Raw genomic sequence first — 20,561 nt, 5'->3', positions numbered from 1 at the left:
AAGCTGAATCAAATCTCCGCCATGTTGGCACGCGAGGAGGTCATATGATTCGTTCGATGCTGTATGCCACTGACCTCGGTCTGTACGCACCGTTAGTGATGCAGCATGCCTTGGCGCTGGCGCGAACATTCAATGCCGATTTGTACGTGGTGCACGCGGTGGAGCCGATGGGGCTGTTTGCCGAATCGGTGTTGCAGAGCTATCTCGACGAGCAGGCATTGAACGAATTTCACAGCCAGGGTCTGAAAACTGTCATCGCCAATATCGAGCAGCGGGTGCTGGAAAGTTTTCGCGAAGAACTGGGAGATGAAGGCGAGCAGGATCTGCAGCGCATTCGCGCGGTGCGCGTGCTGCAGGGTGATCCGTCGCAAGTGATACTCGACCAGGTGCAGAAACTCTCTGTCGATCTGCTGATCGTCGGCAGTCACAGCCACGGGGTGGGCGCGGAAACGCCGTTGGGGCGCACGGCGGCGCGGGTCCTGCAATTGGCCAAGGTGCCGGTTTATCTGGTGCCGTTGGTGGAGCGTCGGCGGCGGGAGGATCGCTGAGGCAGGAATAATGGCGCTTTGATAAAAAAGTTCTAGATTTATTATTCAAACCATTAATATAGTTATATACCGTCGCTGATGCCCGTGGCGTCTACCTGCTTTGAGGGATTCATATGAAGCTTCAACAATTGCGCTACATCTGGGAAGTGGCGCACCACGACCTCAACGTTTCCGCTACAGCCCAAAGCCTTTACACCTCGCAACCGGGCATCAGTAAACAAATCCGCCTGCTGGAAGACGAACTTGGCGTCGAAGTGTTTGCCCGCAGCGGCAAGCACCTGACCCGCGTGACCCCGGCCGGCGAGCGCATCATCACCACCGCCGGTGAGATTCTGCGCAAGGTCGAAAGCATCAAGCAGATCGCCCAGGAATTCTCCAACGAGAAAAAAGGCACCCTGTCGATCGCCACCACCCACACCCAGGCACGTTACGCACTGCCGCCGGTGATCAGTAATTTCATCAAGCAATACCCCGACGTGGCGCTGCACATGCACCAGGGGTCGCCGATGCAGATCGCCGAAATGGCCGCTGACGGCACTGTGGATTTTGCCATCGCCACCGAAGCGCTGGAGCTCTTCGGCGACCTGGTGATGATGCCTTGCTACCGCTGGAACCGCTGCGTGGTCGTGCCGCAGGGCCACCCGCTGACCAAGCTGCCGAAGCTGACCCTCGAAGCCTTGGCCGAATACCCGATCGTGACTTACGTGTTCGGTTTCACCGGCCGGTCGAAACTCGACGAAGCTTTCAGCCATCGTGGCCTGACGCCGAAAGTGGTGTTCACGGCTGCCGACGCCGACGTGATCAAAACTTACGTGCGCCTGGGCCTGGGCGTGGGCATCGTGGCGAAAATGGCCGTCGACACCAAGCTCGATAATGATTTGGTGGTGCTGGATGCCAGCGAACTGTTCGAATCGAGCATCACCAAGATCGGTTTCCGTCGCGGCACCTTCCTGCGTGGTTTCATGTGCGACTTCATCGAGAAGTTTGCCCCGCACCTGACCCGCGAAGTGATGGCCAAAGCCATTCAGTGCCACAACAAGCAGGAACTGGAAGAACTGTTCGACGGCGTCGAACTGCCGGTTCACTGATCCGTTGAATCAGAGCACCTCGGTGACAGCAAACTGTTGCCGGGTGCCCGCCACCAGTATCTCCACCTCATCACCTTCTAGCTTGCCCAGCAGACTTTTGCCCAGCGGCGAGCGCGGGGTGATGACGGTAATCGGCTGACCGACCACGTCGACTTTCAGACCTGCCGCATCCGGTGCCAGAAACAGCCATTGCTCGCGACCCTTTTCGTCTTCCAGACCGAGCAGGGCGCCGACCTCGATGCCACGATTTTCATCGTAGGCACGCAGAGTCAGGTTCTGGCACAGCGCCAATGAATGGCGAATTTCTTCGACACGTTTCGCCTGTCCGGCCGCCAGATACGACGCCTCAAGACCCAGCGTGTCGTACTTGTTTTCGGCGATGTTTTCTTCGTGGGTTGCGGTTTCGTAAGCGGTTTGTGCGGCGCGTTCGGCGATGTCGAGGTCAACGCGCAGTTTGTCGAGAATCAGTTGGTGGACGCTGTGTTTGTTCATGATCAATCGCAGAATTGCAAAACGTTGGCGCGGCTTTTCTCGCTTGGAGCCGTCTGATCCTGCTGCAGCCAGAACTGGCATTTCGGGTTCGACTGATTTCGCGAACTGCTGCGCGCTTGATCGAGTCGAGCCTGCTGTTCATTCTTGCGCAGGTTTTCTTCGTACTGGTCGAACAGCGGGCTCTGCGGCGGAATGTCCGGCTGCACCTGCACGGCGGGCGGATTGGCCAGTTGCTGCACCGCTTGAGCCACCGGTACCAATTGCTCTTTGAAGACAAAATGCGACAGCAGCCAACAGGTCAGCGCAATGGCGAGAAAGCCCAGCCACATGCCCAAGGCAATGCTGCCGGTCAAATGCAGCGCACTTAGCTGAACAGGCAACGGGCGACGCGGATTGGGGCGATAGGGCATGGCAGCCTCCTGGCGGATGATGACGGGCAAGTGGCGATTGTCGCACGAAGATTAATCGCCGTCGGCTCTTCTGCGCGAGGTCATTTATGCGGACAATCGCTGCTTTTGCCAACGGGAGTCTTGAATGCCGGAATTAAAACCCCGCTGGGATATTTTCTGCACCGTGGTCGACAACTTTGGCGACATCGGCGTGACCTGGCGTCTGGCCAGGCAATTGGTGGCTGAGCATGGTTTGCCGGTGCGTTTATGGGTCGATGATCTGCGTGCGTTTGAACGTATCTGCCCCGAGATCGATATCGACCAGGCACAGCAATGGCAGCATGGCGTCGAAGTGCGACACTGGCCGGCCGAGTGGTCGCACGCTGACGCCGCCGATGTCGTGATCGCCGCATTTGCCTGTCAGTTGCCCACTGACTACATGGACGCGATGGCTGCGCGCGAGCAGCCGCCACTGTGGATGAACCTCGATTATCTCAGCGCCGAAGACTGGGTGATCGGTTGCCATGGATTGCCGTCGGTCAAATACAAAACGGTGCAGAAATTCTTCTTCTTTCCGGGATTCCAGCCGGGCACTGGCGGATTGTTGCGAGAGCGAGGATTGCTCGATCAGCGTCGGCAATTTCAGCAGGATGCCGAGGCTCAGCGCCAATTCCTGCAAAGTCTTGGCATCGATCCTGCACCTGGCGTTCAGCTGATTTCGCTGTTTGCCTACGAGAATGCGGGGTTGGCCAGCTGGCTGGACGTTTTGGCGGCGGACGCTGCACCGACTCATCTGCTGGTGCCGGAAGGGCGGATTCTTGGCGATGTGGCGCGCTGGCTCGAGGTGGAAAACCTTGCGGTTGGTGCGATTCATGTGCGTCAGTCGCTCACCGTGCAGGTGCTGCCGTTCGTCCGACAGGATCAATATGATCACTTGCTCTGGTGCTGCGATTTCAACGCGGTGCGTGGTGAGGACTCGTTCGTGCGGGCGCAATGGGCGGCGCGGCCGATGCTCTGGCACATCTATCAGCAGGACGAAGACATCCATCTGGACAAGCTCGATGCCTTCCTTGCGCTCTACACAAAAGGCTTGTCGCCGGGCGCCGCTGAGGCGATAAACGGTCTGTGGCGGGCGTGGAGTGCCAGTCAACCGATCGGTGAACATTGGCTTGCGACCCGCAAACACTGGCCGGAACTGCAGGAAAATGCTGAAAAATGGTGTCTGGAACAAGGCTTGCAGGCTGATCTTGCCGCAGCGCTGGTACAGTTTTACCTAAATTGGATATGATACGCGGCCTAGATTTTTGTAAATCCCATCCAAATTCGGATATTCGCAATGAAAACTGGTAAAGAACTGAAACCCGGTACCGTGATCCGTCTCGAGAACGATCCTTGGCTGGTTCAGAAAGCTGAATTCACCAAATCGGGCCGTAACAGCGCGATCATGAAAACCAAGCTGAAAAACCTGCTGACCGGTTACAAGACCGAGATCGTTTACAGCGCTGACGACAAACTGGACGACGTAATCCTCGACCGCAAAGAAGCGACCCTGTCCTTCATCAGCGGCGACACCTACACGTTCATGGACACCACTGACTACACCATGTACGAGCTGAACGCTGAAGACATCGAAGCTGTTCTGCCTTTCGTTGAAGAAGGCATGACCGATGTTTGCGAAGCGATCTTCTTCGAAGAGCGTCTGGTTTCCGTAGAGCTGCCGACCACTATCGTGCGCGTAGTTGACTACACCGAAGGTTCGGCGCGTGGCGACACTTCCGGCAAAGTCATGAAGCCAGCCAAGCTGGCCAACGGTACTGAGCTGCAAGTTGCTGACTTCATCGAAATCGGTGACAAGATCGAAATCGACACCCGCGAAGGCGGTTCCTACAAAGGCCGTGCTAAATAAGCATCGGTTTTTGCGGAAAGAAAAAGCCCGACCATTGAGTCGGGCTTTTTTGTGCCTGCGATATGTGTCACGCCGCAGGATCCCCTGTAGGCCTTCGCCTGCTCGCGATAGCGTCATTCCAGTCGACATCTACATTGATTGACTCAACCGCTATCGCGAGCAGGCTCACTCCTACATTGGAATTTGCGTATGGCTTCAAACGGTGACGTGCAGACGCACATCGACGTTGCCACGGGTGGCGTTGGAGTACGGGCAGACCTGGTGAGCAGCGTCGACCAGCGCTTGTGCGTCGGCTTGTTCCAGGCCCGGCAGGCTGATGTGCAGGTCGATGTCCAGACCGAAGCCGCCAGGAATCTGGCCGATACCGACGTGGGCGGTGATCGAGGCGTCGTCAGGGATTTTGCGTTTGGTCTGGCTGGCAACGAATTTCAGCGCACCGATAAAGCAGGCCGAATAGCCGGCTGCGAACAGTTGCTCTGGGTTGGTCGCTGCGCCACCGGCACCGCCGAGTTCTTTCGGAGTAGCGAGTTTGACGTCGAGGATGTTGTCGCTGGAGATCGCACGACCATCACGGCCGCCAGTGGAGGTTGCGATTGCGGTGTAGAGAGTTTGCATGGTGTGAGCCTCGTTGAGTGCGATGTGTTGCGCTAATTATTTGCGCGCTAAGTAACTGCGAGATAAATGTATCGCGCGAATATTTAGTGCGCAAGATATATTATTGAGAAATCCGCGCTTTGACTAAGGGGTGGGGATGAGAGATGGTCTGTAAGCCTTGATTTAGAGCGGTTTGTGCTGCAGATCAGTTGTTGAAAATATTTTGCTGGCGACGAAATCAATGTGGGAGCGAGCCTGCTCGCGAATGGGATGTCTCACTCAACAAATCAGTTGGCTGACAGATCGCATTCGCGAGCAGGCTCGCTCCCACAGGGGACAAGTGTTGGGTCAGATCAGGCTTTCTTGTAGATGGCTGCGCAGTGCCTGCAACTCCGCTTGCAGGTGTTGCAGACGCTCCAGAGAAAAGCCGCTGGCGCCGAGGATGCATTGTGGAACGGTCTGGGCTTTTTCTTGCAACGCGCGGCCTTGCTCGGTCAGCTCGACGATCACTACGCGCTCATCTTCTCGACTGCGCGTGCGGCTGAGCAAACCTTCGCCTTCCAGGCGCTTGAGCAGTGGCGTCAGCGAGCCCGGATCGGTCAGCAACCGAGTGCTGATTTCTCCGACGGTCAAACCATCCTTCTCCCACAACACCATCATCGCCAAGTACTGCGGATAGGTCAGGCCAAGCGCTTGCAGCAGCGGCTTGTAGACCTTGGTCATCATCAACGAGGTGGAATGCAGGGCGAAGCAGGCCTGGTTATCCAGCAGCAGGTCATCACAGGTGTCGCGTTCGGAAGTCATGTCAAAGCCTTGATCGGTGATGGACATGAATCTAGCGCTCGAATCTTTAATGCGCCAGATAATTCTCCAGTGCTAGTGTCGACCCAGATCCCGCTGTAGGGCCAGATCCCACGGAGGCACTGGACTGAAACGGGTCTTGAGATACTCCAGAAGCAGGCGGCTGCGCGAGTTGGTTTGTTGTTCCATGCGCAGAGCGTAGATGCCGGTGGACTCCGGCATCGGCAGACCGTTTTCGCAGAACAACGGCAGCAGTTCGCCGCGCAACAGGTATTCGCTGGCCAGCCACGTCGGCAGATGGGCGATGCCCAAGCCAGCCAAAGCGCCGCAGACCAGGGCTTCGGCATTGTTGGCGCTCATGCGGATACGGCCCGGGCGATGCAATTGCATTTGCCCGTCGTGTTCGAAGCGCCAGGCGAAGGGCGGAGCGAGCCCCTCCCAGTCGAGACCATCGTGTTCATGCAACTGCGCAGGAACGCTTGGCACCCCACGACGCTGGAGATACTCGGCGCTGGCGCAGGCAATGCGCACCATGCTCGCCAGTGGCGTGGCCACCAGTCGCGTATCGGCCATTTGCCCGGCGCGCAGCACCAGATCGACTTTGCCCAGGTTCGAGCCGCCCATGTCGACGAAACTGTCGATCAGGTGCAATTGCACATCCAGTCCGGGGTAGAGCACGAGAAAGTCAGCGATCACTGGCGCCAGATGCCGGCGTCCAAACGCGGCGGGGGCGTCAATGCGGATCAGACCTTCCGGCGCGCTGCTCAGGGACACGGCTTCGGCCCGGGCCAGTTGCAACTCGGCGACAATTCGCCGGGCGCGTTCGGCAAACGCCAGGCCGGCGGGTGTTGCTCGTACGGCGTGGGTGCTTCGAATAAACAACTGGCTGCCGACGGCGCTTTCCAGGCTGTCGATCCGTCGCGCGACGGCCGACGGTGTCAGCGGATGACGACGTGAAGCGGCGGAAAAACTGCCACTTTCCAGCACGTCGAGAAACAGCCCGAGTTGATCGGTCAATTGATTAGGGTTCATATCGGCTAAATGCTTGTGCGAAATCGGCATAGCCATTGTGCGTTGCTATGCGTTTCCCCGCCAGCCGCGACTGCGTAGGATGAGTCACCCGACGTAAGAGGAATTGGCTGTGATGGAGTTTGTGTTGTACCTGTTGTTCGGCGCCGCCCTTGGCACTCTCGGTGGCATATTCGGCATCGGCGGCGGCTTGATCGCTATCCCGTTGCTCGGCGTCTGGTTTGGTCTCGATCAGCAGATCGCCCAAGGCACGGCGCTGGTCATGGTAGTGCCGAACGTGATGCTGGCGCTGTGGCGTTATCACCAGCGCAATCGCATCGAACTGCGACATGCGCTGCCCTTGGCGGTGATGGGCTTTTGCTTTGCCTGGATCGGTTCGATCTGGGCAGTGGGCATTGATGCGCAAACCATGCGCATCGGCTTTGTCGCGTTCCTGGTGGTGCTCTCGATCTACAACTTGTTGAAGATGTTCGGCAAGCCACCTGCTGCGACGTCCGAAATGCGCTATTCCTGGCCGTGGCTTGGCGTGCTTGGCGCGGCGTCCGGGACCATGGGCGGTTTATTCGGTGTCGGCGGTGCGGTGGTGGCAACGCCGGTGCTGACCAGCTTGTTCGGCACCACGCAAGTGGTTGCTCAAGGCTTGTCGCTGGCGCTGGCCTTGCCAAGCACCGGCGTGACCCTGGTGACTTACGCGGTCCACCACGAAGTGGACTGGATGATCGGCCTGCCGCTGGCCATCGGTGGTCTGGCCAGCATCAGTTGGGGCGTGAAAGTCGCCCACGCCATGCCGGAAAAACTCCTGCGCGGGCTGTTCTGCGGTTTCCTGGTGCTGTGTGCGGTGATGCTCGCGTTTAAAGTTTGAAGCCTTCGACGATGTGCTCGGCCAGGCACTCGGTGATCGGCGACGGGTTGTTCAGGTTGCGGATCAGCATGATGCTGGCCTCGGGCAGCAGTGGCAGATCCTCGGCGGCGCCAAGAATGCGCATGTCCGGGGTGATCAGGCTTTCCAGTTGCGCGGTGATCGCCAGACCCGCGCTGACCACGGCCATCAGCGCCGACAGGCTGGTGCTGTTGTAGGCGATGCGGTATTCGCGGCCCATCGCATCCAGTGCATTACACGCCCACAAACGGCAGAAACAATCGCTGTTGAACATCGCCAAGGGCAGCGGCGTCTGTTCGTGGGCGCTGAAATTCTGCGCCTCGGCCCAGACGAAACGCTCCTTGCGCAGCAACTGGCCGATCTCGTTGCCCGGTTCGCGGGTGACGATCGACAGGTCCAGATCAGTGCGTTGCAGCAGCTGCTTGGTCGATTCGCAGTGCACTTCGATCTGAATCAGCGGATAGAACTGCGCGAACCGCGAGAGAATCCCCGGCAGAAATCGCATCACATAATCGTCCGGCGTACCGATGCGCACCGTGCCGACCATATGTGGCTCACGCAATGTGTTGAACACCTCACTGTGCAACTTGAGGATGCGCCGCGCGTAACCGAGCAGCACCTGGCCCTCGGCGGTCAGGCGCACCTGGCGTCCATCGCGCTCGAACAACTGTCGCTGCAATACGTCTTCTTCCAGACGCTTCATCTGCATGCTCACCGCCGACTGTGTGCGGTTGACCATTTCGCCGGCGCGGGTGAAACCGCCCTGATCAGCGATGGCGACAAAGGTGCGCAGGACATCGGTATCGATACTGGGGTAGGCCGACAATTGATGAATCTCCGTGATGCATGCCATCAGAAACATTCGTTGGATTGATCTTAGCGCCGGCGCGAGACTTGAGCCATCCACATGGAGGGCAACACGATGAAAGGTCAAAGAGAGTATGTAGACGAATCAAAATTTTCCGGCCACGGCCATATCGTTTCCGACCTGCTGCACAAGTTTAGCCGCTGGTACGAACTGCACCGTGAACGCGAGTTGCTGGCCAGTCTGAGTGACGAAGCGTTGAAGGACATCGGGGTGAGTCGTGCCGACGTTGAACACGAAGCCGTGCGGCCGTTCTGGGATGATCCGATGCATAAATGACCCGCTGCATAAATGATGAGCAGAGCGCTACACAAACCAGCTTCAAGTGGGGTAGGTTGCGAGCAGACAAGGAGATGCTCATGCCCGCAACAGTATCCTTTTCCCTCAAACAGGCGCGACGACTGGCGCTGGCTGCCCAAGGATTCAACGGGCGCCAGCCGCCGACTGTCAAAGCCGCTCACGTTCACCGGCTGATCGAACGGCTGGGCGTGCTGCAAATCGACTCCGTCAATGCCGTGGTGCGCTCGCACTACCTGCCGCTGTTCTCCCGTCTCGGTTCTTATTCCTCTGACTTGCTCGACCAGGCTGCCTGGAGTTCGGGGAGACGTCGTTCGTTGTTCGAATACTGGGGGCACGAAGCCTCATTGTTGCCGCTGTCGATGTATCCGTTGCTGGGCTGGCGCATGCAGCGGGCCAGGCGTGGCGAGGATATCTATCAGCAACTGGCCAGATTCGGTCGCGAGCAGCAGGACGTTGTTCGTCGGGTGTTGAGTTCCGTTGAGGAGCAGGGCGCCTTAGGCGCCGGCAGCCTTTCAACCCGGGAAGACAAGGCCGGGCCGTGGTGGGACTGGAGCGCAGAAAAACATGCGCTGGAATGGTTGTTTGCTGCCGGTGAAGTGACAGTGGCGGGCCGCCGCGGTTTTGAGCGTTTGTATGATTTACCGGAGCGCGTCATTCCTTCTTCGATCCTCCAGCAAGCCTTACCTGGCGAGGCGGAGGCGCAACGGGGATTGCTGCTGCACGCGGCACAGGCCTTGGGCGTCGGCACTGAAAAAGACCTGCGTGATTACTTTCGGCTGAACCCGGCGGATGCCCGTCCACGTCTGGCGGAACTGGTCGAGGCCGGGCAACTGCAGATGTGCGAAGTCGCCGGTTGGCGGCAGGTCGCCTATTGCCTGCCGGAGCCGAAAGTCCCGCGCAAGGTTGTGGCCAGCGCGCTGTTGTCGCCCTTCGATTCGTTGATCTGGGAGCGCAGCCGCACTGAGCGCTTGTTCGATTTCCGTTATCGACTGGAGATTTATACGCCGCAGGACAAGCGGGTTTACGGCTATTACGTGTTGCCGTTTTTGCACAACGAGAGGATTGCTGCGCGGGTGGATTTACGTGCCGAGCGGGCGGCGGGGCAGTTGGCGGTGCATGCGGTGCACGAGGAAGAGCCGGGGCTGGATGAGGAGGGGATGCTGGCGCTGGCGGTGAATTTGCGGCAGATGGCGGATTGGCTGGGGCTTGCGCGGGTGCAGCTGAATTGTCAGCGCGAGAGTGCGGCGCGGTTACGGGTGGCATTGGCACAGATTGGGTGCGACTGACCTTACGCCATCGCTGGCAAGCCAGACTCCCACAGTGTCCGCGTCGTACATATATTTTGTGATCGACGCGATCACTGTGGGAGCCTGGCTTGCCAGCGATGAGGCCAGTTAAAGCGATAAAGATGTCGAATCTTAGCGGCGAACCTGCTTCAGCGTCTCGGCAATCAAAAACGCCAACTCCAGCGACTGATCAGCATTCATCCGCGGATCACAATGGGTGTGATAGCGGTCCGACAATCCGTCTTCAGTGATCGGCCGCGCGCCACCAATGCACTCAGTGACATTCTGCCCGGTCATCTCGATGTGAATGCCGCCGGCATAACTGCCTTCAGCTTCGTGCACCTGGAAGAACTGTTTGACTTCACCGAGGATCTGCGCAAAGTCGCGGGTCTTGTAGCCGCTGCTGGCCTTGATGGTGTTGCCGTGCATCGGATCGGAACTCCACAGCACCTGCTTGCCTTCACGCTGCACCGCGCGGATCAGCGCCGGCAGGTGATCGCCAACCTTGTTCGCACCCATCCGTGCGATCAGGTTCAGACGACCTGGATCGTTATCCGGGTTGAGCACGTCGATCAGACGGATCAGATCATCCGGGTTCATGCTCGGGCCGACCTTCACGCCGATCGGGTTGTTCACGCCACGGAGGAATTCGACGTGAGCGCCGTCGAGTTGGCGGGTGCGGTCGCCGATCCACAGCATGTGCGCCGAGCAATCGTAGTAATCGTTGGTCAGGCTGTCGCGACGCACGAAGGCTTCTTCGTAGTTCAGCAGCAGCGCTTCGTGGGCAGTGAAGAAACTGGTTTCGCGCAGTTGCGGCGAGCTGTCCATGCCGCAGGCGCGCATGAATGCCAGGGTTTCATCGATGCGGTCGGCCAAATGGCTGTATTTCTCGGCCAGCGCCGAGTTGGCGATGAAGTCGAGGTTCCACTTGTGCACCTGATGCAGGTCGGCAAAACCGCCCTGCGCGAACGCGCGCAGCAGGTTCAGCGTCGCGGTGGACTGGTGATAAGACTGCAGCAGACGTTCCGGATCCGGTACGCGGCTTTTCTCGTCGAAACCGATGCCGTTGACGATGTCGCCGCGATAAGCCGGCAGGGTCACACCGTCGATGGTCTCGTCGTTGGCCGAGCGCGGCTTGGCGAACTGACCGGCCATGCGCCCGACCTTGACCACCGGGCAACCGGCGGCGAAAGTCATGACGATGGCCATTTGCAGCAACACTTTAAAGGTGTCGCGAATCTTCGCCGCGGAGAACTCGGCAAAGCTTTCCGCACAATCGCCGCCCTGCAACAGGAAGGCCCGGCCCTGGGTGACTTCGGCAAACTGTCGGCGCAGTTCGCGCGCTTCACCGGCAAACACCAGCGGCGGATAACTGGCCAGGGTTTGCTCGACCTGGCGCAAGTGCGCGGCGTCGGGGTATTGCGGTTGTTGCTGGATCGGCAGGGCGCGCCAGCTGTCAGGGCTCCACGGTTGGCTCATCACGGTCTCTAGTTGGTTCTACGCACGGGAAGCCCATGGTAGCAGCAATTAGTGCGTGACCTGCTCCCGCCCCATCGCCGACAATCGCCGCTTTGCCACGGCCCCACAGCGGTGCCATCGCGTCACCGCGCCCGGTGACCATCAGGAGACGAAATGACTGAGGAGCGCGTCGAGCATCTGCTCGCCGAAGTACAGGATGAGTTCGGCGTGATTCGCGTGCTGGAAGTGGCCGATTACCGCTTTCTCGAGTTCGGCGATGCGATCGAGCAGAGCTGCGTGTTCACCGCAGACCCGAGCTGGCTGGAATACGATTACACCCGCGCGATGCTGATCGGCGCGTTGTGCCATGAGCAGCCGGAGAGTGCGCTGTTTCTCGGGCTCGGTGCCGGGACGCTGACTCAGGCGTGCCTCAAGTTTCTGCCGCTGGAAGATGTCGAAGCCATCGAGTTGCGCCCGGACGTGCCACGTCTGGCGATCGAATACCTTGGGCTGGATGATGATCCACGGTTGTATATCCGCGTTGGCGATGCGCTGGAACTGCTGCCGACCGCCGAGCCTGCGGATCTGATTTTCGTCGACCTGTACACCGATGTCGGGCCGGGCGTCGGGCATCTGGCCTGGAGTTTTCTTGGCGACTGTCAGAAGCGTTTGAATCCGGGCGGCTGGCTGGTGATCAATCAGTGGGCCACCGATGACGGCAAGCCGCTGGGCGCGGCGTTGTTGCGTGGGCTCTATCACCGGCATTACTGGGAACTGCCGGTGAAGGAGGGCAATGTGATTCTGATTGTGCCGGCGGATCTCGATCAGGTGCTGGACATGCAAGCGCTGACCGCCCGGGCTGAAGCCTTGGCACCGAAGTTGGGGTATTCGTTGCAGCCGTTGATCAACAGTATTCGCCCGGCCACCTGAGGCGTCAGTGCTGGCCCCATCGCTGGCAAGCCAGCTCCCACAGGGTTCGCGCCGCACGCAAAATGTGTGAACGACTCGGTCACTGTGGGAGCTGGCTTGCCAGCGATGGCGCCCTGACAGGCGACATAATTCTCAGATCCCCTTGAATATGCCAGGTCGCCGCTCCACCAATGAGCGCACCCCCTCCCTGGCATCTTCACTGGCCAGCAACTTCTTCACCAGCGCCGGCAACCCTTGCGCTGCCGCCGTCTCACCCTCATACCGCGCCTGGCGCGCCGACAGCAACGTCGCCTGCACCCCCAACGGCGCCTGTCGGGCAATCCGCTCAGCCAACTCAATCGCCCGCGGCAAAAGGTCTTCACTGGCCATCACTTCCTGCACCAACCCCAAATGCAACGCATCGTGCGCATCGAACTCATCCCCGGTCAGCAACCAGCGCATCGCATTCCCCCAGCCGGCCATCTGGGGAAAACGTAAAGTCGCGCCACCAAAAGGAAAAATCCCACGCTGCACTTCCATTTGCGCGAAACGGGTATTGCTCGCGCACAGGTTAATGTCGGCGGCCAGCATCAACTCGATCCCAATGGTCAGGCAATAGCCTTGCGCGGCGACAATCACCGGTTTGCTCACCCGAGGCCCGACGAAAACACCCCACGGATCGCAACCGCCGGTCGGAACCTGCCAACCTTCGGCCAAAGCCGAGCTGGCATTCACCAGATCCAGACCAGCGGTAAAGTGTTCGCCATGTCCAAACACCACCGCTACCCGCGCCTCGCTGTCGGCCTCGAACTCGCCATAGGCCAGGCTCAGGTCATTGAGCAGGTCGAGGTCGAAAGCATTGCGCTTGGCCGCTCGATCAAGGCCGATCAGGTGGACGTGACCACGGCGTTCACGGCTGACGCGGCCGGGGCAGGGCTGATTCATGGCGAAATCCTCGGGCGGGAAGGGCGGGTACAGCGACGGTATGCCGCAGGTCGGTGAATCGTTTTAGCGTCATCGCCAGCAGGGCCGGGCCTTTGAAAAATAGACCTTGGCGCGATTATCCGCAAAACCCCGTTACACAGCGGTGACACAGGTATTTTGACGATAAAAAAAGCTCCCTTTTTGGGCAAAATCCGGTATAGTGCGCGCCGGCCTTTAACCGGGCCGCGTTTAGGTAGCGCAATTTCCCGAAGTCAGCTTCGGCTGCACGTCCGCATTGCGGGCTCTTCCCGGACGATTCTTTTTTCATTCATTCGTTTTCGCAAATCCCCGCCGACAAAGCTGCCAGGGCGACTCTTGAGTCTCAACACGGCATGCGCAGCTTTGGAGCATGGGTCTTTGCGGATGCACTTAGAGGCAGACCCATGACCCAGGAAACCGGCGGATTCGCCGCTTTTAATCTTAACCCGAATATTCTTGCAGCCGTCGCAGCGACCGGCTACGAAGAGCCTTCGGCGATTCAGCAGCAATCGATCCCGATCATCATGGCCGGCCAGGACATGATTGGCCAGGCGCAAACCGGTACCGGTAAAACCGCCGCGTTCGCACTGCCTATTCTGCACCGCATCGATCCTGCCAAGCGCGAACCGCAAGCCCTGATCCTGGCGCCAACTCGTGAGTTGGCGCTGCAAGTAGCAACCGCTTTCGAAACTTACGCCAAGCAAATGCCGGGCGTTACTGTTGTGGCCGTTTACGGCGGCGCGCCGATGGGCCCGCAACTGAAAGCAATCCGTAATGGTGCACAGATCGTTGTCGCCACTCCGGGCCGTCTGTGCGACCACCTGCGTCGTGACGAAAAAGTGCTGTCGACCGTGAACCACCTGGTTCTCGACGAAGCTGACGAAATGTTGAAACTGGGCTTCATGGATGACCTGGAAGTCATCTTCAAGGCTCTGCCACCTACCCGTCAGACCGTATTGTTCTCGGCTACCCTGCCGCAGTCGATCCGCGCCATTGCCGAACGCCATCTGCGCGATCCGCAACACGTGAAGATCCAGACCAAGACCCAGACCGTTACCGCGATCGAACAGGCTCACCTGTTGGTTCACGCTGACCAGAAGACTTCGGCCGTTCTCAGCTTGCTGGAAGTGGAAGACTTCGACGCACTGATCATGTTCGTGCGCACCAAGCAAGCGACCCTGGATCTGGCCAGCGCCCTCGACGCCAAAGGCTACAAAGCCGCGGCGCTGAACGGTGACATCGCCCAGAACCAGCGTGAGCGCGTGATCGACTCGCTGAAAGATGGCCGTCTGGACATCGTTGTTGCGACCGACGTTGCTGCTCGTGGTCTGGACGTTCCGCGCATCACTCACGTGTTCAACGTTGACATGCCGTACGACCCAGAGTCCTACGTTCACCGTATCGGCCGTACCGGCCGTGCCGGTCGCGAAGGTCGTGCACTGCTGCTGGTGACTCCACGTGAGCGCCGCATGCTGCAAGTGATCGAGCGTGTAACCGGTCAGAAAGTTGCCGAAGTTCGCCTGCCGGACGCTCAAGCTGTTCTCGATGCACGCATCAAGAAACTGACCAACAGCCTGTCGCCGCTGGTCGCTGATGCCGAATCGACTCACGGTGATCTGCTCGATCGTCTGACTGCAGACATCGGCTGCACTCCGCGTGCTCTGGCTGCTGCGCTGCTGCGCAAAGCCACCAACGGTCAAGCGCTGAACCTGGCTGCGATCGAGAAGGAACGTCCACTGGTGCCGAACAACGCACCGCGTGGCGACCGTCCTGAGCGCACCGGTGATCGTCCTGATCGTGGTGACCGCGAGCGTCGCGCGCCAATGCCTTTGGGCGAAGGCCGTGCTCGTTGCCGTACCGCGCTGGGTGCGCGTGATGGTATCGCTGCGAAAAACCTGCTGGGCGCCATCCTCAACGAAGGCGGTCTGGCCCGTGAAGCGATCGGTCGCATCCAGGTGCGTGACAGCTTCAGCCTCGTCGAGCTGCCGGAAGATGGTCTGGACAAACTCCTGACCAAACTGAAGGACACTCGCGTTGCCGGTAAGCAGCTGAAACTGCGTCGCTACCGCGAAGATTGATCCGCCCTTGGGCTGATTGATCGAACATAAAAAATCCCCGACTGGTTCGGGGATTTTTTTTGTCTGCCTGAAAGATCAAAAGATCGCAGCCTTCGGCAGCTCCTACAGAGGGAACGCATTCCAAATGTAGGAGCTGCCGAAGGCTGCGATCTTTTGCTTTTAACCAAAGCGATAGATGTCCATCCCTAACGCACCCATCGTGAAGCCCTTGTGCGCCACACTGAACTCACCGCCCGCGCCCCGGGCAAAATACAGCGGCAACAAATGCTCATCACTCGGATGGCTGCGCACTGCATTCGGCGCCTGCTGGCGGTAATCATGCAGCGCCGCCTCATCGTCCGCCGCCAACTTCTCGATCACCCAGTCACGGAAATCTCGCGCCCACGGCTCGACACTTTCCGGGCCGGCGTGCCAGTCCAGTTCGCGCAGGTTGTGGGTGATGCTGCCGGAGCCGATCAGCAGAATGCCCTGATCACGCAGACTCGCCAGCGCTCGGCCGACCCGGGTTTGCAGCGCCGGGCCCGCGCGACTCGGCAGCGAAACCTGCACCACTGGAATATCCGCCTGCGGGTACATCAGCGACAACGGCACCCAAACACCATGATCGAATGGACGTTGTGGGTCGAGGCGGGCAGTCAGGTTGTTGGCTGCCAGCAAATCAGCCACTTCGGCAGCCAGTTGCGGATTGCCCGGCGCCGGGTACTGCACTTCAAACAATGCACGCGGAAAGCCGCCGAAGTCGTGCCAGGTTTCCGGTTGCGCGTTACTGCTGACCAGCAACTCGTGGCTTTCCCAATGCGCAGAAACGATCACGATGGCTTTGGGTTTCGGTAATTCGGCTGCGAGACGCGCCAGCGCCGGGCCACTGGCGCCGGGTTCCAGCGCGAGCATGGGTGAACCGTGGGAAATAAACAGGCTGGGAAACATGATGGGTTCCTGAGCGTTAAGATGGCCTCATCTTCAGTCAGATCATTGATCTAAATCTAATATAAGTTTTGATGCTTTTTGATCGAATTATTGGGAGTGATGCATGCAGCCTGAGTTTTGGCACAAGAAGTGGGCTTCGGGCCAGATCGGTTTCCATCTGCCCGAGGTGAACCCGTATCTGCAGCGGCACTGGGCGGCACCTGAAACGGCGCGAGTGCTCGTGCCTTTGTGTGGGAAAAGTCTGGATCTGGCGTGGCTGGCAGGGCGCGGTCATCAGGTGCTCGGGATCGAATTGTCGGAAAAGGCTATCGAGGACTTTTTCAGTGAACATCAGGTGCAGCCGCAGATCAGCGAGAAGGGCGCGTTCAAGGTCTATCGGGGTGACGCCATCGAGTTGTGGTGTGGGGATTTCTTTGCGCTGACAGCGAGTGATGTGGCCGATTGCACAGCGTTGTACGACCGCGCCGCGCTGATTGCCTTGCCAGCGCCGATGCGTGAGCGTTATGCGGCGCATCTTCAGCGGATTCTCCCGCAAGGTGTACAAGGGTTGCTGATCACGCTGGATTACGATCAGGCGCAGATGCCGGGGCCGCCGTTTGCGGTGGGGGATGATGAGGTGCAGCGGTTGCTGGGGGATGCCTGGCAGGTGCAAGTGCTCGAGGAGCAGGATGTGCTGGGCGAGAGCTGGAAGTTCCTGCAGGCGGGCGTGACGCGACTTGAGGAGCGGGTGTACCGCGTTTCTGGCCTATAGCTCTTTAGGGGGAGTACTGGCCTCATCGCTGGCAAGCCAGCTCCCACAGGGTTCAATCGTGTTCTCTCTATCTTCAAAACGCCACAGCCCACTGTGGGAGCTGGCTTGCCAGCGATAGGGCCATCAGCAACCGCGAACTAATCATGGCAACAAAAAAGGCCCGCATCACTGCGGGCCTTTTCATTGTTACCGGTCAGATCAACCGCGACGACGCAGCGCGTCAATACGCTCTTCCAGCGGCGGGTGGCTCATGAACATGCGGGCAAAGCCCTGTTTGATGCCACCGTTGATGCCAAAGGCGTTCAGGGTGTCCGGCATGTGCACCGGCAGGCCCTGTTCGGCGCGCAGGCGTTGCAGTGCACCGATCATCGCGCTGGTGCCAGCCAGACGTGCGCCGGCCTCGTCGGCACGGAATTCGCGCTTGCGCGAGAACCACATGACGATCGCACTGGCGAGAATGCCCAGTACCAGTTCGGCGAAGATGGTCGCCACGTAGTAGGCGATGCCCTGGCCTTCTTCGTTCTTGAAGATCACCTTGTCGACGAAATTGCCGATGATCCGCGCAAAGAACATCACGAAGGTGTTCACCACGCCCTGGATCAGCGCCAGCGTGACCATGTCGCCGTTTGCCACGTGACCGATTTCGTGGGCCAGTACGGCTTTCACTTCATCGGGTGAGAAGCGCTCGAGCAAGCCCTGGCTGACCGCGACCAGCGCGTCGTTCTTGTTCCAGCCAGTGGCGAAGGCGTTTGCTTCGTAGGCCGGGAAAATACCGACTTCGGGCATCTTGATCCCGGCTTCGCGGGACAGTTGCTCAACGGTTTGCAGCAGCCATTGCTCATGCCGGGTACGTGGCTGGCTGATGATCTGGGTACCGGTGCTCATCTTCGCCATCCACTTGGAGATGAACAGCGAGAACAGCGAGCCGGCGAAACCAAAGACTGCACAGAAAACCAGCAGCTGACTAAGGTCGAGATCAACCCCGTTGGCCGCCATGAACCCGTTGAAGCCGAACAGGCTCAGGGTGATGCTGGCTATCAGCACGACCGCCAGGTTAGTGGCCAAAAACAGCAGGATGCGCATCATGGTTGTAGAAATCTCCTCAAGCTAAAGATGTAGCGTACTGCGGGGTATATAAGGTGCTGCACCGGGCTATTCAACTGAGTGACTATTTCAAACTGTGTCCTACAGCAGATTCTTCGGTGCTCGGCACATTTCCCACGACAGAAACTGATAGGGATGACGGCCAGCCGCGACCCGTCGCCATTACGCCGGACGCAGGTAACCGGTATGAATCGCAAGTGTAGAAGGCGTGCGCGGAGGTGGAACGCAGAAGTGTTGCTGAATCAGACAGTGCGCAACGTTTGGCCGTTGCGCACTGCTGGCCAGTTACTGGCGGTAAGACTTGAGGAAGTTGCCGATGCGGCCGATGGCCATTTCCAGATCATCGACGCGAGGCAGCGTGACGACGCGGAAGTGATCCGGCCACGGCCAGTTGAACGCCGTGCCCTGTACCACCAGCAGCTTCTCGGAGAGCAGCAGGTCGAGGACGAATTTTTCGTCGTTGTGGATCGGGCAGACCTTCGGATCGATTTTCGGGAACGCGTACAGCGCACCCATCGGCTTGACGCAGCTCACGCCGGGAATGTCGTTGAGCAATTCCCAGGTGCGGTTGCGCTGCTCCAGCAGACGACCCTGCGGCAGCACCAGATCATTGATGCTCTGATAGCCGCCCAGTGCGGTCTGGATCGCGTGCTGGCTCGGCACGTTGGCGCACAGGCGCATGTTGGCCAGCATATCGATGCCTTCGATGTAGCTCTGCGCGTTGTGCTTCGGCCCGGAGATCGCGATCCAGCCGGAACGGAAACCCGCCACACGGTACGACTTCGACAGACCGTTGAAGGTCAGGCAGAGCAGGTCCGGGGCCAGCGACGCGGTGCAGATGTGCACGGCATCGTCGTACAGAATCTTGTCGTAGATCTCGTCGGAGAACACCACCAGATTGTGCGCACGGGCAATTTCCAGCATGCCCAGCAACACTTCCTTCGAATACACCGCGCCGGTCGGGTTGTTCGGGTTGATGATCACCATGGCTTTGGTGTTCGGGGTGATCTTGGCCTTGATGTCGGCCAGATCCGGGAACCAGTCGGCGCCCTCGTCACACAGATAATGCACGGCATTGCCACCGGCGAGGCTGACGGCGGCGGTCCACAGCGGATAGTCCGGGGCCGGCACCAGCACTTCGTCGCCATTGTTGAGCAGCGCCTGCAGCGACATCACGATCAGCTCGGACACGCCGTTGCCCAGGTAGATGTCTTCGATGCCGACACCTTCGACATTCTTTTGCTGGTAGTACTGCATCACCGCTTTGCGCGCGCTGAACAGACCTTTGGAGTCGCTGTAGCCTTGCGCGGTCGGCAGGTTGCGGATCACATCCTGGAGGATTTCATCCGGCGCTTCGAAACCAAACGGCGCCGGGTTGCCGATGTTCAGCTTGAGGATGCGCTGGCCTTCCTCTTCCAGTCGTTTGGCGTGCTTGAGCACCGGGCCGCGAATGTCGTAGCAGACGTTGGCGAGCTTGTTCGATTTGCTGAACTGCATGGCGATGTGATCCCGAAAATGAACGATCCAGGCGGTGGATGGACAACCGTGCTGGGATTCCTGTGTTTTCACACAGGCGGACGTCTTGAGCCGTGGCTCCCATAATCCGTTTGAATGCGCCCGGTCTGGCTGCCAGACTGGTGCGTGACGAGGCGCAATCATACGTGCCGCCCGATCCGTGGAAAAGGTACAGATCGGGCTTTTTCAGCCGCTGAGGTGTGATGATGGAAAAGTTGGAAAAAACCCTGGAAGAATGGAAAGCCATGCTCGACCCGCAGCAGTACGAGGTTTGCCGCCTCAGTGCCACTGAGCGACCGTTCTCCGGCAAATACAACGCGACCAAAACCGACGGCGTTTATCACTGCGTTTGCTGCAACGAGCCGTTGTTCGACTCCAAGACCAAATTCGATTCCGGCTGCGGCTGGCCGAGCTTCTACGCGCCGATTGGCGAAAGCGCGATGACCGAAATCCGTGATACCACGCACGGCATGATCCGCACGGAAGTGAAGTGCGCGCGCTGCGATGCGCATCTGGGTCATGTGTTTCCCGACGGCCCGCCGCCGACCGGCCTGCGGTATTGCATCAACTCGGTGTGTCTGAACCTCGAACCGCGCGCTTAAACGATTGAAGGCGACCTTCGGGTCGCCTTGTTATTCGATAATTAAATTGCACACAATTTAATTGCTCGCTATGTTT

The 20,561-nt window shown here is 59.1% G+C and carries 22 protein-coding genes; 11 read left to right on the top strand and 11 right to left on the bottom strand.

What is annotated here, in order from left to right:
- Positions 1-44 precede the first annotated feature (44 nt).
- Both ACZZ0A_RS16790 and cysB read left to right on the top strand, forming a co-directional pair.
- Positions 45-548 (top strand): universal stress protein, encoded by a 504-nt coding sequence (locus ACZZ0A_RS16790; protein WP_007908589.1) that lies wholly within the window; start codon positions 45-47, stop codon positions 546-548.
- A 113-nt stretch (positions 549-661) separates the two neighbouring features.
- Positions 662-1,636, top strand: coding sequence for an HTH-type transcriptional regulator CysB (gene cysB, locus ACZZ0A_RS16785; RefSeq protein ID WP_007908591.1), 975 nt, complete (start codon positions 662-664; stop codon positions 1,634-1,636).
- A gap of 9 nt (positions 1,637-1,645) precedes the next feature.
- Here the strand turns inward: cysB and ACZZ0A_RS16780 are convergent, their stop codons facing one another.
- Entirely contained in the window at positions 1,646-2,128 is a 483-nt protein-coding gene (locus ACZZ0A_RS16780) for a GreA/GreB family elongation factor (protein ID WP_007908593.1), read from the bottom strand.
- 2 nt (positions 2,129-2,130) lie between these two features.
- A complete protein-coding gene (locus ACZZ0A_RS16775) occupies positions 2,131-2,538 on the bottom strand; it encodes a hypothetical protein (protein ID WP_007908595.1) in 408 nt (135 codons plus the stop codon).
- 124 nt (positions 2,539-2,662) lie between these two features.
- On the opposite strand from ACZZ0A_RS16775, the gene earP reads away from it, so the two are divergent.
- Positions 2,663-3,805: an elongation factor P maturation arginine rhamnosyltransferase EarP gene (gene earP / locus ACZZ0A_RS16770; protein WP_463543482.1), complete on the top strand. Its 1,143-nt coding sequence runs from the start codon at positions 2,663-2,665 to the stop codon at positions 3,803-3,805.
- A gap of 48 nt (positions 3,806-3,853) precedes the next feature.
- Positions 3,854-4,423, top strand: coding sequence for an elongation factor P (locus ACZZ0A_RS16765; RefSeq protein WP_007908599.1), 570 nt, complete (start codon positions 3,854-3,856; stop codon positions 4,421-4,423).
- A gap of 195 nt (positions 4,424-4,618) precedes the next feature.
- On the opposite strand, the gene ACZZ0A_RS16760 is transcribed toward ACZZ0A_RS16765, so the two are convergent.
- The 3 genes from ACZZ0A_RS16760 to ACZZ0A_RS16750 form a co-directional block, all read right to left on the bottom strand.
- Positions 4,619-5,038, bottom strand: coding sequence for an organic hydroperoxide resistance protein (locus ACZZ0A_RS16760; protein WP_007908600.1), 420 nt, complete (start codon positions 5,036-5,038; stop codon positions 4,619-4,621).
- Positions 5,039-5,365: 327 nt separating this feature from the next.
- On the bottom strand, positions 5,366-5,821 hold the full coding sequence (locus tag ACZZ0A_RS16755; protein ID WP_177321068.1) for a MarR family winged helix-turn-helix transcriptional regulator: 456 nt from the start codon (positions 5,819-5,821) through the stop codon (positions 5,366-5,368).
- A gap of 72 nt (positions 5,822-5,893) precedes the next feature.
- Complete coding sequence (locus ACZZ0A_RS16750; protein ID WP_042705017.1) at positions 5,894-6,850, bottom strand: LysR family transcriptional regulator; 957 nt, start codon at positions 6,848-6,850, stop codon at positions 5,894-5,896.
- Positions 6,851-6,962: 112 nt separating this feature from the next.
- On the opposite strand from ACZZ0A_RS16750, the gene ACZZ0A_RS16745 reads away from it, so the two are divergent.
- Complete coding sequence (locus tag ACZZ0A_RS16745; RefSeq protein WP_007908605.1) at positions 6,963-7,709, top strand: sulfite exporter TauE/SafE family protein; 747 nt, start codon at positions 6,963-6,965, stop codon at positions 7,707-7,709.
- Here ACZZ0A_RS16745 and ACZZ0A_RS16740 read toward each other — a convergent pair.
- A complete protein-coding gene (locus ACZZ0A_RS16740) occupies positions 7,699-8,553 on the bottom strand; it encodes a LysR substrate-binding domain-containing protein (protein WP_007908606.1) in 855 nt (284 codons plus the stop codon). The genes ACZZ0A_RS16745 and ACZZ0A_RS16740 overlap by 11 nt on opposite strands.
- Positions 8,554-8,649: 96 nt before the next feature.
- On the opposite strand from ACZZ0A_RS16740, the gene ACZZ0A_RS16735 reads away from it, so the two are divergent.
- Both ACZZ0A_RS16735 and ACZZ0A_RS16730 read left to right on the top strand, forming a co-directional pair.
- Positions 8,650-8,871: a DUF1127 domain-containing protein gene (locus tag ACZZ0A_RS16735; protein ID WP_007908607.1), complete on the top strand. Its 222-nt coding sequence runs from the start codon at positions 8,650-8,652 to the stop codon at positions 8,869-8,871.
- An 80-nt stretch (positions 8,872-8,951) separates the two neighbouring features.
- Entirely contained in the window at positions 8,952-10,178 is a 1,227-nt protein-coding gene (locus ACZZ0A_RS16730; protein ID WP_463543481.1) for a winged helix-turn-helix domain-containing protein, read from the top strand.
- A 132-nt stretch (positions 10,179-10,310) separates the two neighbouring features.
- Here ACZZ0A_RS16730 and ACZZ0A_RS16725 read toward each other — a convergent pair whose 3' ends face one another.
- Complete coding sequence (locus ACZZ0A_RS16725) at positions 10,311-11,657, bottom strand: class II 3-deoxy-7-phosphoheptulonate synthase (protein ID WP_003226774.1); 1,347 nt, start codon at positions 11,655-11,657, stop codon at positions 10,311-10,313.
- A 153-nt stretch (positions 11,658-11,810) separates the two neighbouring features.
- Between ACZZ0A_RS16725 and ACZZ0A_RS16720 the strand changes: the two genes are divergently transcribed.
- The gene (locus ACZZ0A_RS16720; RefSeq protein ID WP_463543480.1) at positions 11,811-12,566 is read left to right on the top strand and encodes a spermidine synthase; all 756 of its coding nucleotides are present in this window, start codon (positions 11,811-11,813) and stop codon (positions 12,564-12,566) included.
- A gap of 132 nt (positions 12,567-12,698) precedes the next feature.
- Here ACZZ0A_RS16720 and ACZZ0A_RS16715 read toward each other — a convergent pair whose 3' ends face one another.
- The gene (locus ACZZ0A_RS16715; protein WP_007908610.1) at positions 12,699-13,490 is read right to left on the bottom strand and encodes a crotonase/enoyl-CoA hydratase family protein; all 792 of its coding nucleotides are present in this window, start codon (positions 13,488-13,490) and stop codon (positions 12,699-12,701) included.
- Between the two features lie 422 nt (positions 13,491-13,912).
- Between ACZZ0A_RS16715 and ACZZ0A_RS16710 the strand changes: the two genes are divergently transcribed.
- On the top strand, positions 13,913-15,586 hold the full coding sequence (locus ACZZ0A_RS16710) for a DEAD/DEAH box helicase (protein WP_007908612.1): 1,674 nt from the start codon (positions 13,913-13,915) through the stop codon (positions 15,584-15,586).
- A gap of 159 nt (positions 15,587-15,745) precedes the next feature.
- On the opposite strand, the gene ACZZ0A_RS16705 is transcribed toward ACZZ0A_RS16710, so the two are convergent.
- Positions 15,746-16,513: a DODA-type extradiol aromatic ring-opening family dioxygenase gene (locus ACZZ0A_RS16705; RefSeq protein ID WP_414916821.1), complete on the bottom strand. Its 768-nt coding sequence runs from the start codon at positions 16,511-16,513 to the stop codon at positions 15,746-15,748.
- A 103-nt stretch (positions 16,514-16,616) separates the two neighbouring features.
- On the opposite strand from ACZZ0A_RS16705, the gene ACZZ0A_RS16700 reads away from it, so the two are divergent.
- Complete coding sequence (locus ACZZ0A_RS16700; RefSeq protein ID WP_463543479.1) at positions 16,617-17,264, top strand: thiopurine S-methyltransferase; 648 nt, start codon at positions 16,617-16,619, stop codon at positions 17,262-17,264.
- 198 nt (positions 17,265-17,462) lie between these two features.
- Here the strand turns inward: ACZZ0A_RS16700 and htpX are convergent, their stop codons facing one another.
- Complete coding sequence (gene htpX, locus ACZZ0A_RS16695) at positions 17,463-18,350, bottom strand: protease HtpX (RefSeq protein ID WP_007908619.1); 888 nt, start codon at positions 18,348-18,350, stop codon at positions 17,463-17,465.
- 303 nt (positions 18,351-18,653) lie between these two features.
- Entirely contained in the window at positions 18,654-19,865 is a 1,212-nt protein-coding gene (locus ACZZ0A_RS16690) for a pyridoxal phosphate-dependent aminotransferase (RefSeq protein WP_007908620.1), read from the bottom strand.
- 224 nt (positions 19,866-20,089) lie between these two features.
- Between ACZZ0A_RS16690 and msrB the strand changes: the two genes are divergently transcribed.
- Positions 20,090-20,485 (top strand): peptide-methionine (R)-S-oxide reductase MsrB, encoded by a 396-nt coding sequence (msrB, locus tag ACZZ0A_RS16685; protein WP_007908622.1) that lies wholly within the window; start codon positions 20,090-20,092, stop codon positions 20,483-20,485.
- The last annotated feature ends 76 nt before the right edge of the window (positions 20,486-20,561 follow it).

This window comes from Pseudomonas sp. AC242 (assembly GCF_979258655.1).
This window is presented reverse-complemented; position numbering and strand designations above follow the sequence as displayed.

Coding starts and splice junctions, on each gene's coding strand:
- ACZZ0A_RS16790 (WP_007908589.1), top strand. CDS start 45: ATGATTCGTTCGATGCTGTATGCCACTGACCTCGGTCTGTACGCACCG.
- cysB (WP_007908591.1), top strand. CDS start 662: ATGAAGCTTCAACAATTGCGCTACATCTGGGAAGTGGCGCACCACGAC.
- ACZZ0A_RS16780 (WP_007908593.1), bottom strand. CDS start 2,128: ATGAACAAACACAGCGTCCACCAACTGATTCTCGACAAACTGCGCGTT.
- ACZZ0A_RS16775 (WP_007908595.1), bottom strand. CDS start 2,538: ATGCCCTATCGCCCCAATCCGCGTCGCCCGTTGCCTGTTCAGCTAAGT.
- earP (WP_463543482.1), top strand. CDS start 2,663: ATGCCGGAATTAAAACCCCGCTGGGATATTTTCTGCACCGTGGTCGAC.
- ACZZ0A_RS16765 (WP_007908599.1), top strand. CDS start 3,854: ATGAAAACTGGTAAAGAACTGAAACCCGGTACCGTGATCCGTCTCGAG.
- ACZZ0A_RS16760 (WP_007908600.1), bottom strand. CDS start 5,038: ATGCAAACTCTCTACACCGCAATCGCAACCTCCACTGGCGGCCGTGAT.
- ACZZ0A_RS16755 (WP_177321068.1), bottom strand. CDS start 5,821: ATGACTTCCGAACGCGACACCTGTGATGACCTGCTGCTGGATAACCAG.
- ACZZ0A_RS16750 (WP_042705017.1), bottom strand. CDS start 6,850: ATGAACCCTAATCAATTGACCGATCAACTCGGGCTGTTTCTCGACGTG.
- ACZZ0A_RS16745 (WP_007908605.1), top strand. CDS start 6,963: ATGGAGTTTGTGTTGTACCTGTTGTTCGGCGCCGCCCTTGGCACTCTC.
- ACZZ0A_RS16735 (WP_007908607.1), top strand. CDS start 8,650: ATGAAAGGTCAAAGAGAGTATGTAGACGAATCAAAATTTTCCGGCCAC.
- ACZZ0A_RS16730 (WP_463543481.1), top strand. CDS start 8,952: ATGCCCGCAACAGTATCCTTTTCCCTCAAACAGGCGCGACGACTGGCG.
- ACZZ0A_RS16725 (WP_003226774.1), bottom strand. CDS start 11,657: ATGAGCCAACCGTGGAGCCCTGACAGCTGGCGCGCCCTGCCGATCCAG.
- ACZZ0A_RS16720 (WP_463543480.1), top strand. CDS start 11,811: ATGACTGAGGAGCGCGTCGAGCATCTGCTCGCCGAAGTACAGGATGAG.
- ACZZ0A_RS16715 (WP_007908610.1), bottom strand. CDS start 13,490: ATGAATCAGCCCTGCCCCGGCCGCGTCAGCCGTGAACGCCGTGGTCAC.
- ACZZ0A_RS16710 (WP_007908612.1), top strand. CDS start 13,913: ATGACCCAGGAAACCGGCGGATTCGCCGCTTTTAATCTTAACCCGAAT.
- ACZZ0A_RS16705 (WP_414916821.1), bottom strand. CDS start 16,513: ATGTTTCCCAGCCTGTTTATTTCCCACGGTTCACCCATGCTCGCGCTG.
- ACZZ0A_RS16700 (WP_463543479.1), top strand. CDS start 16,617: ATGCAGCCTGAGTTTTGGCACAAGAAGTGGGCTTCGGGCCAGATCGGT.
- htpX (WP_007908619.1), bottom strand. CDS start 18,350: ATGATGCGCATCCTGCTGTTTTTGGCCACTAACCTGGCGGTCGTGCTG.
- ACZZ0A_RS16690 (WP_007908620.1), bottom strand. CDS start 19,865: ATGCAGTTCAGCAAATCGAACAAGCTCGCCAACGTCTGCTACGACATT.
- msrB (WP_007908622.1), top strand. CDS start 20,090: ATGGAAAAGTTGGAAAAAACCCTGGAAGAATGGAAAGCCATGCTCGAC.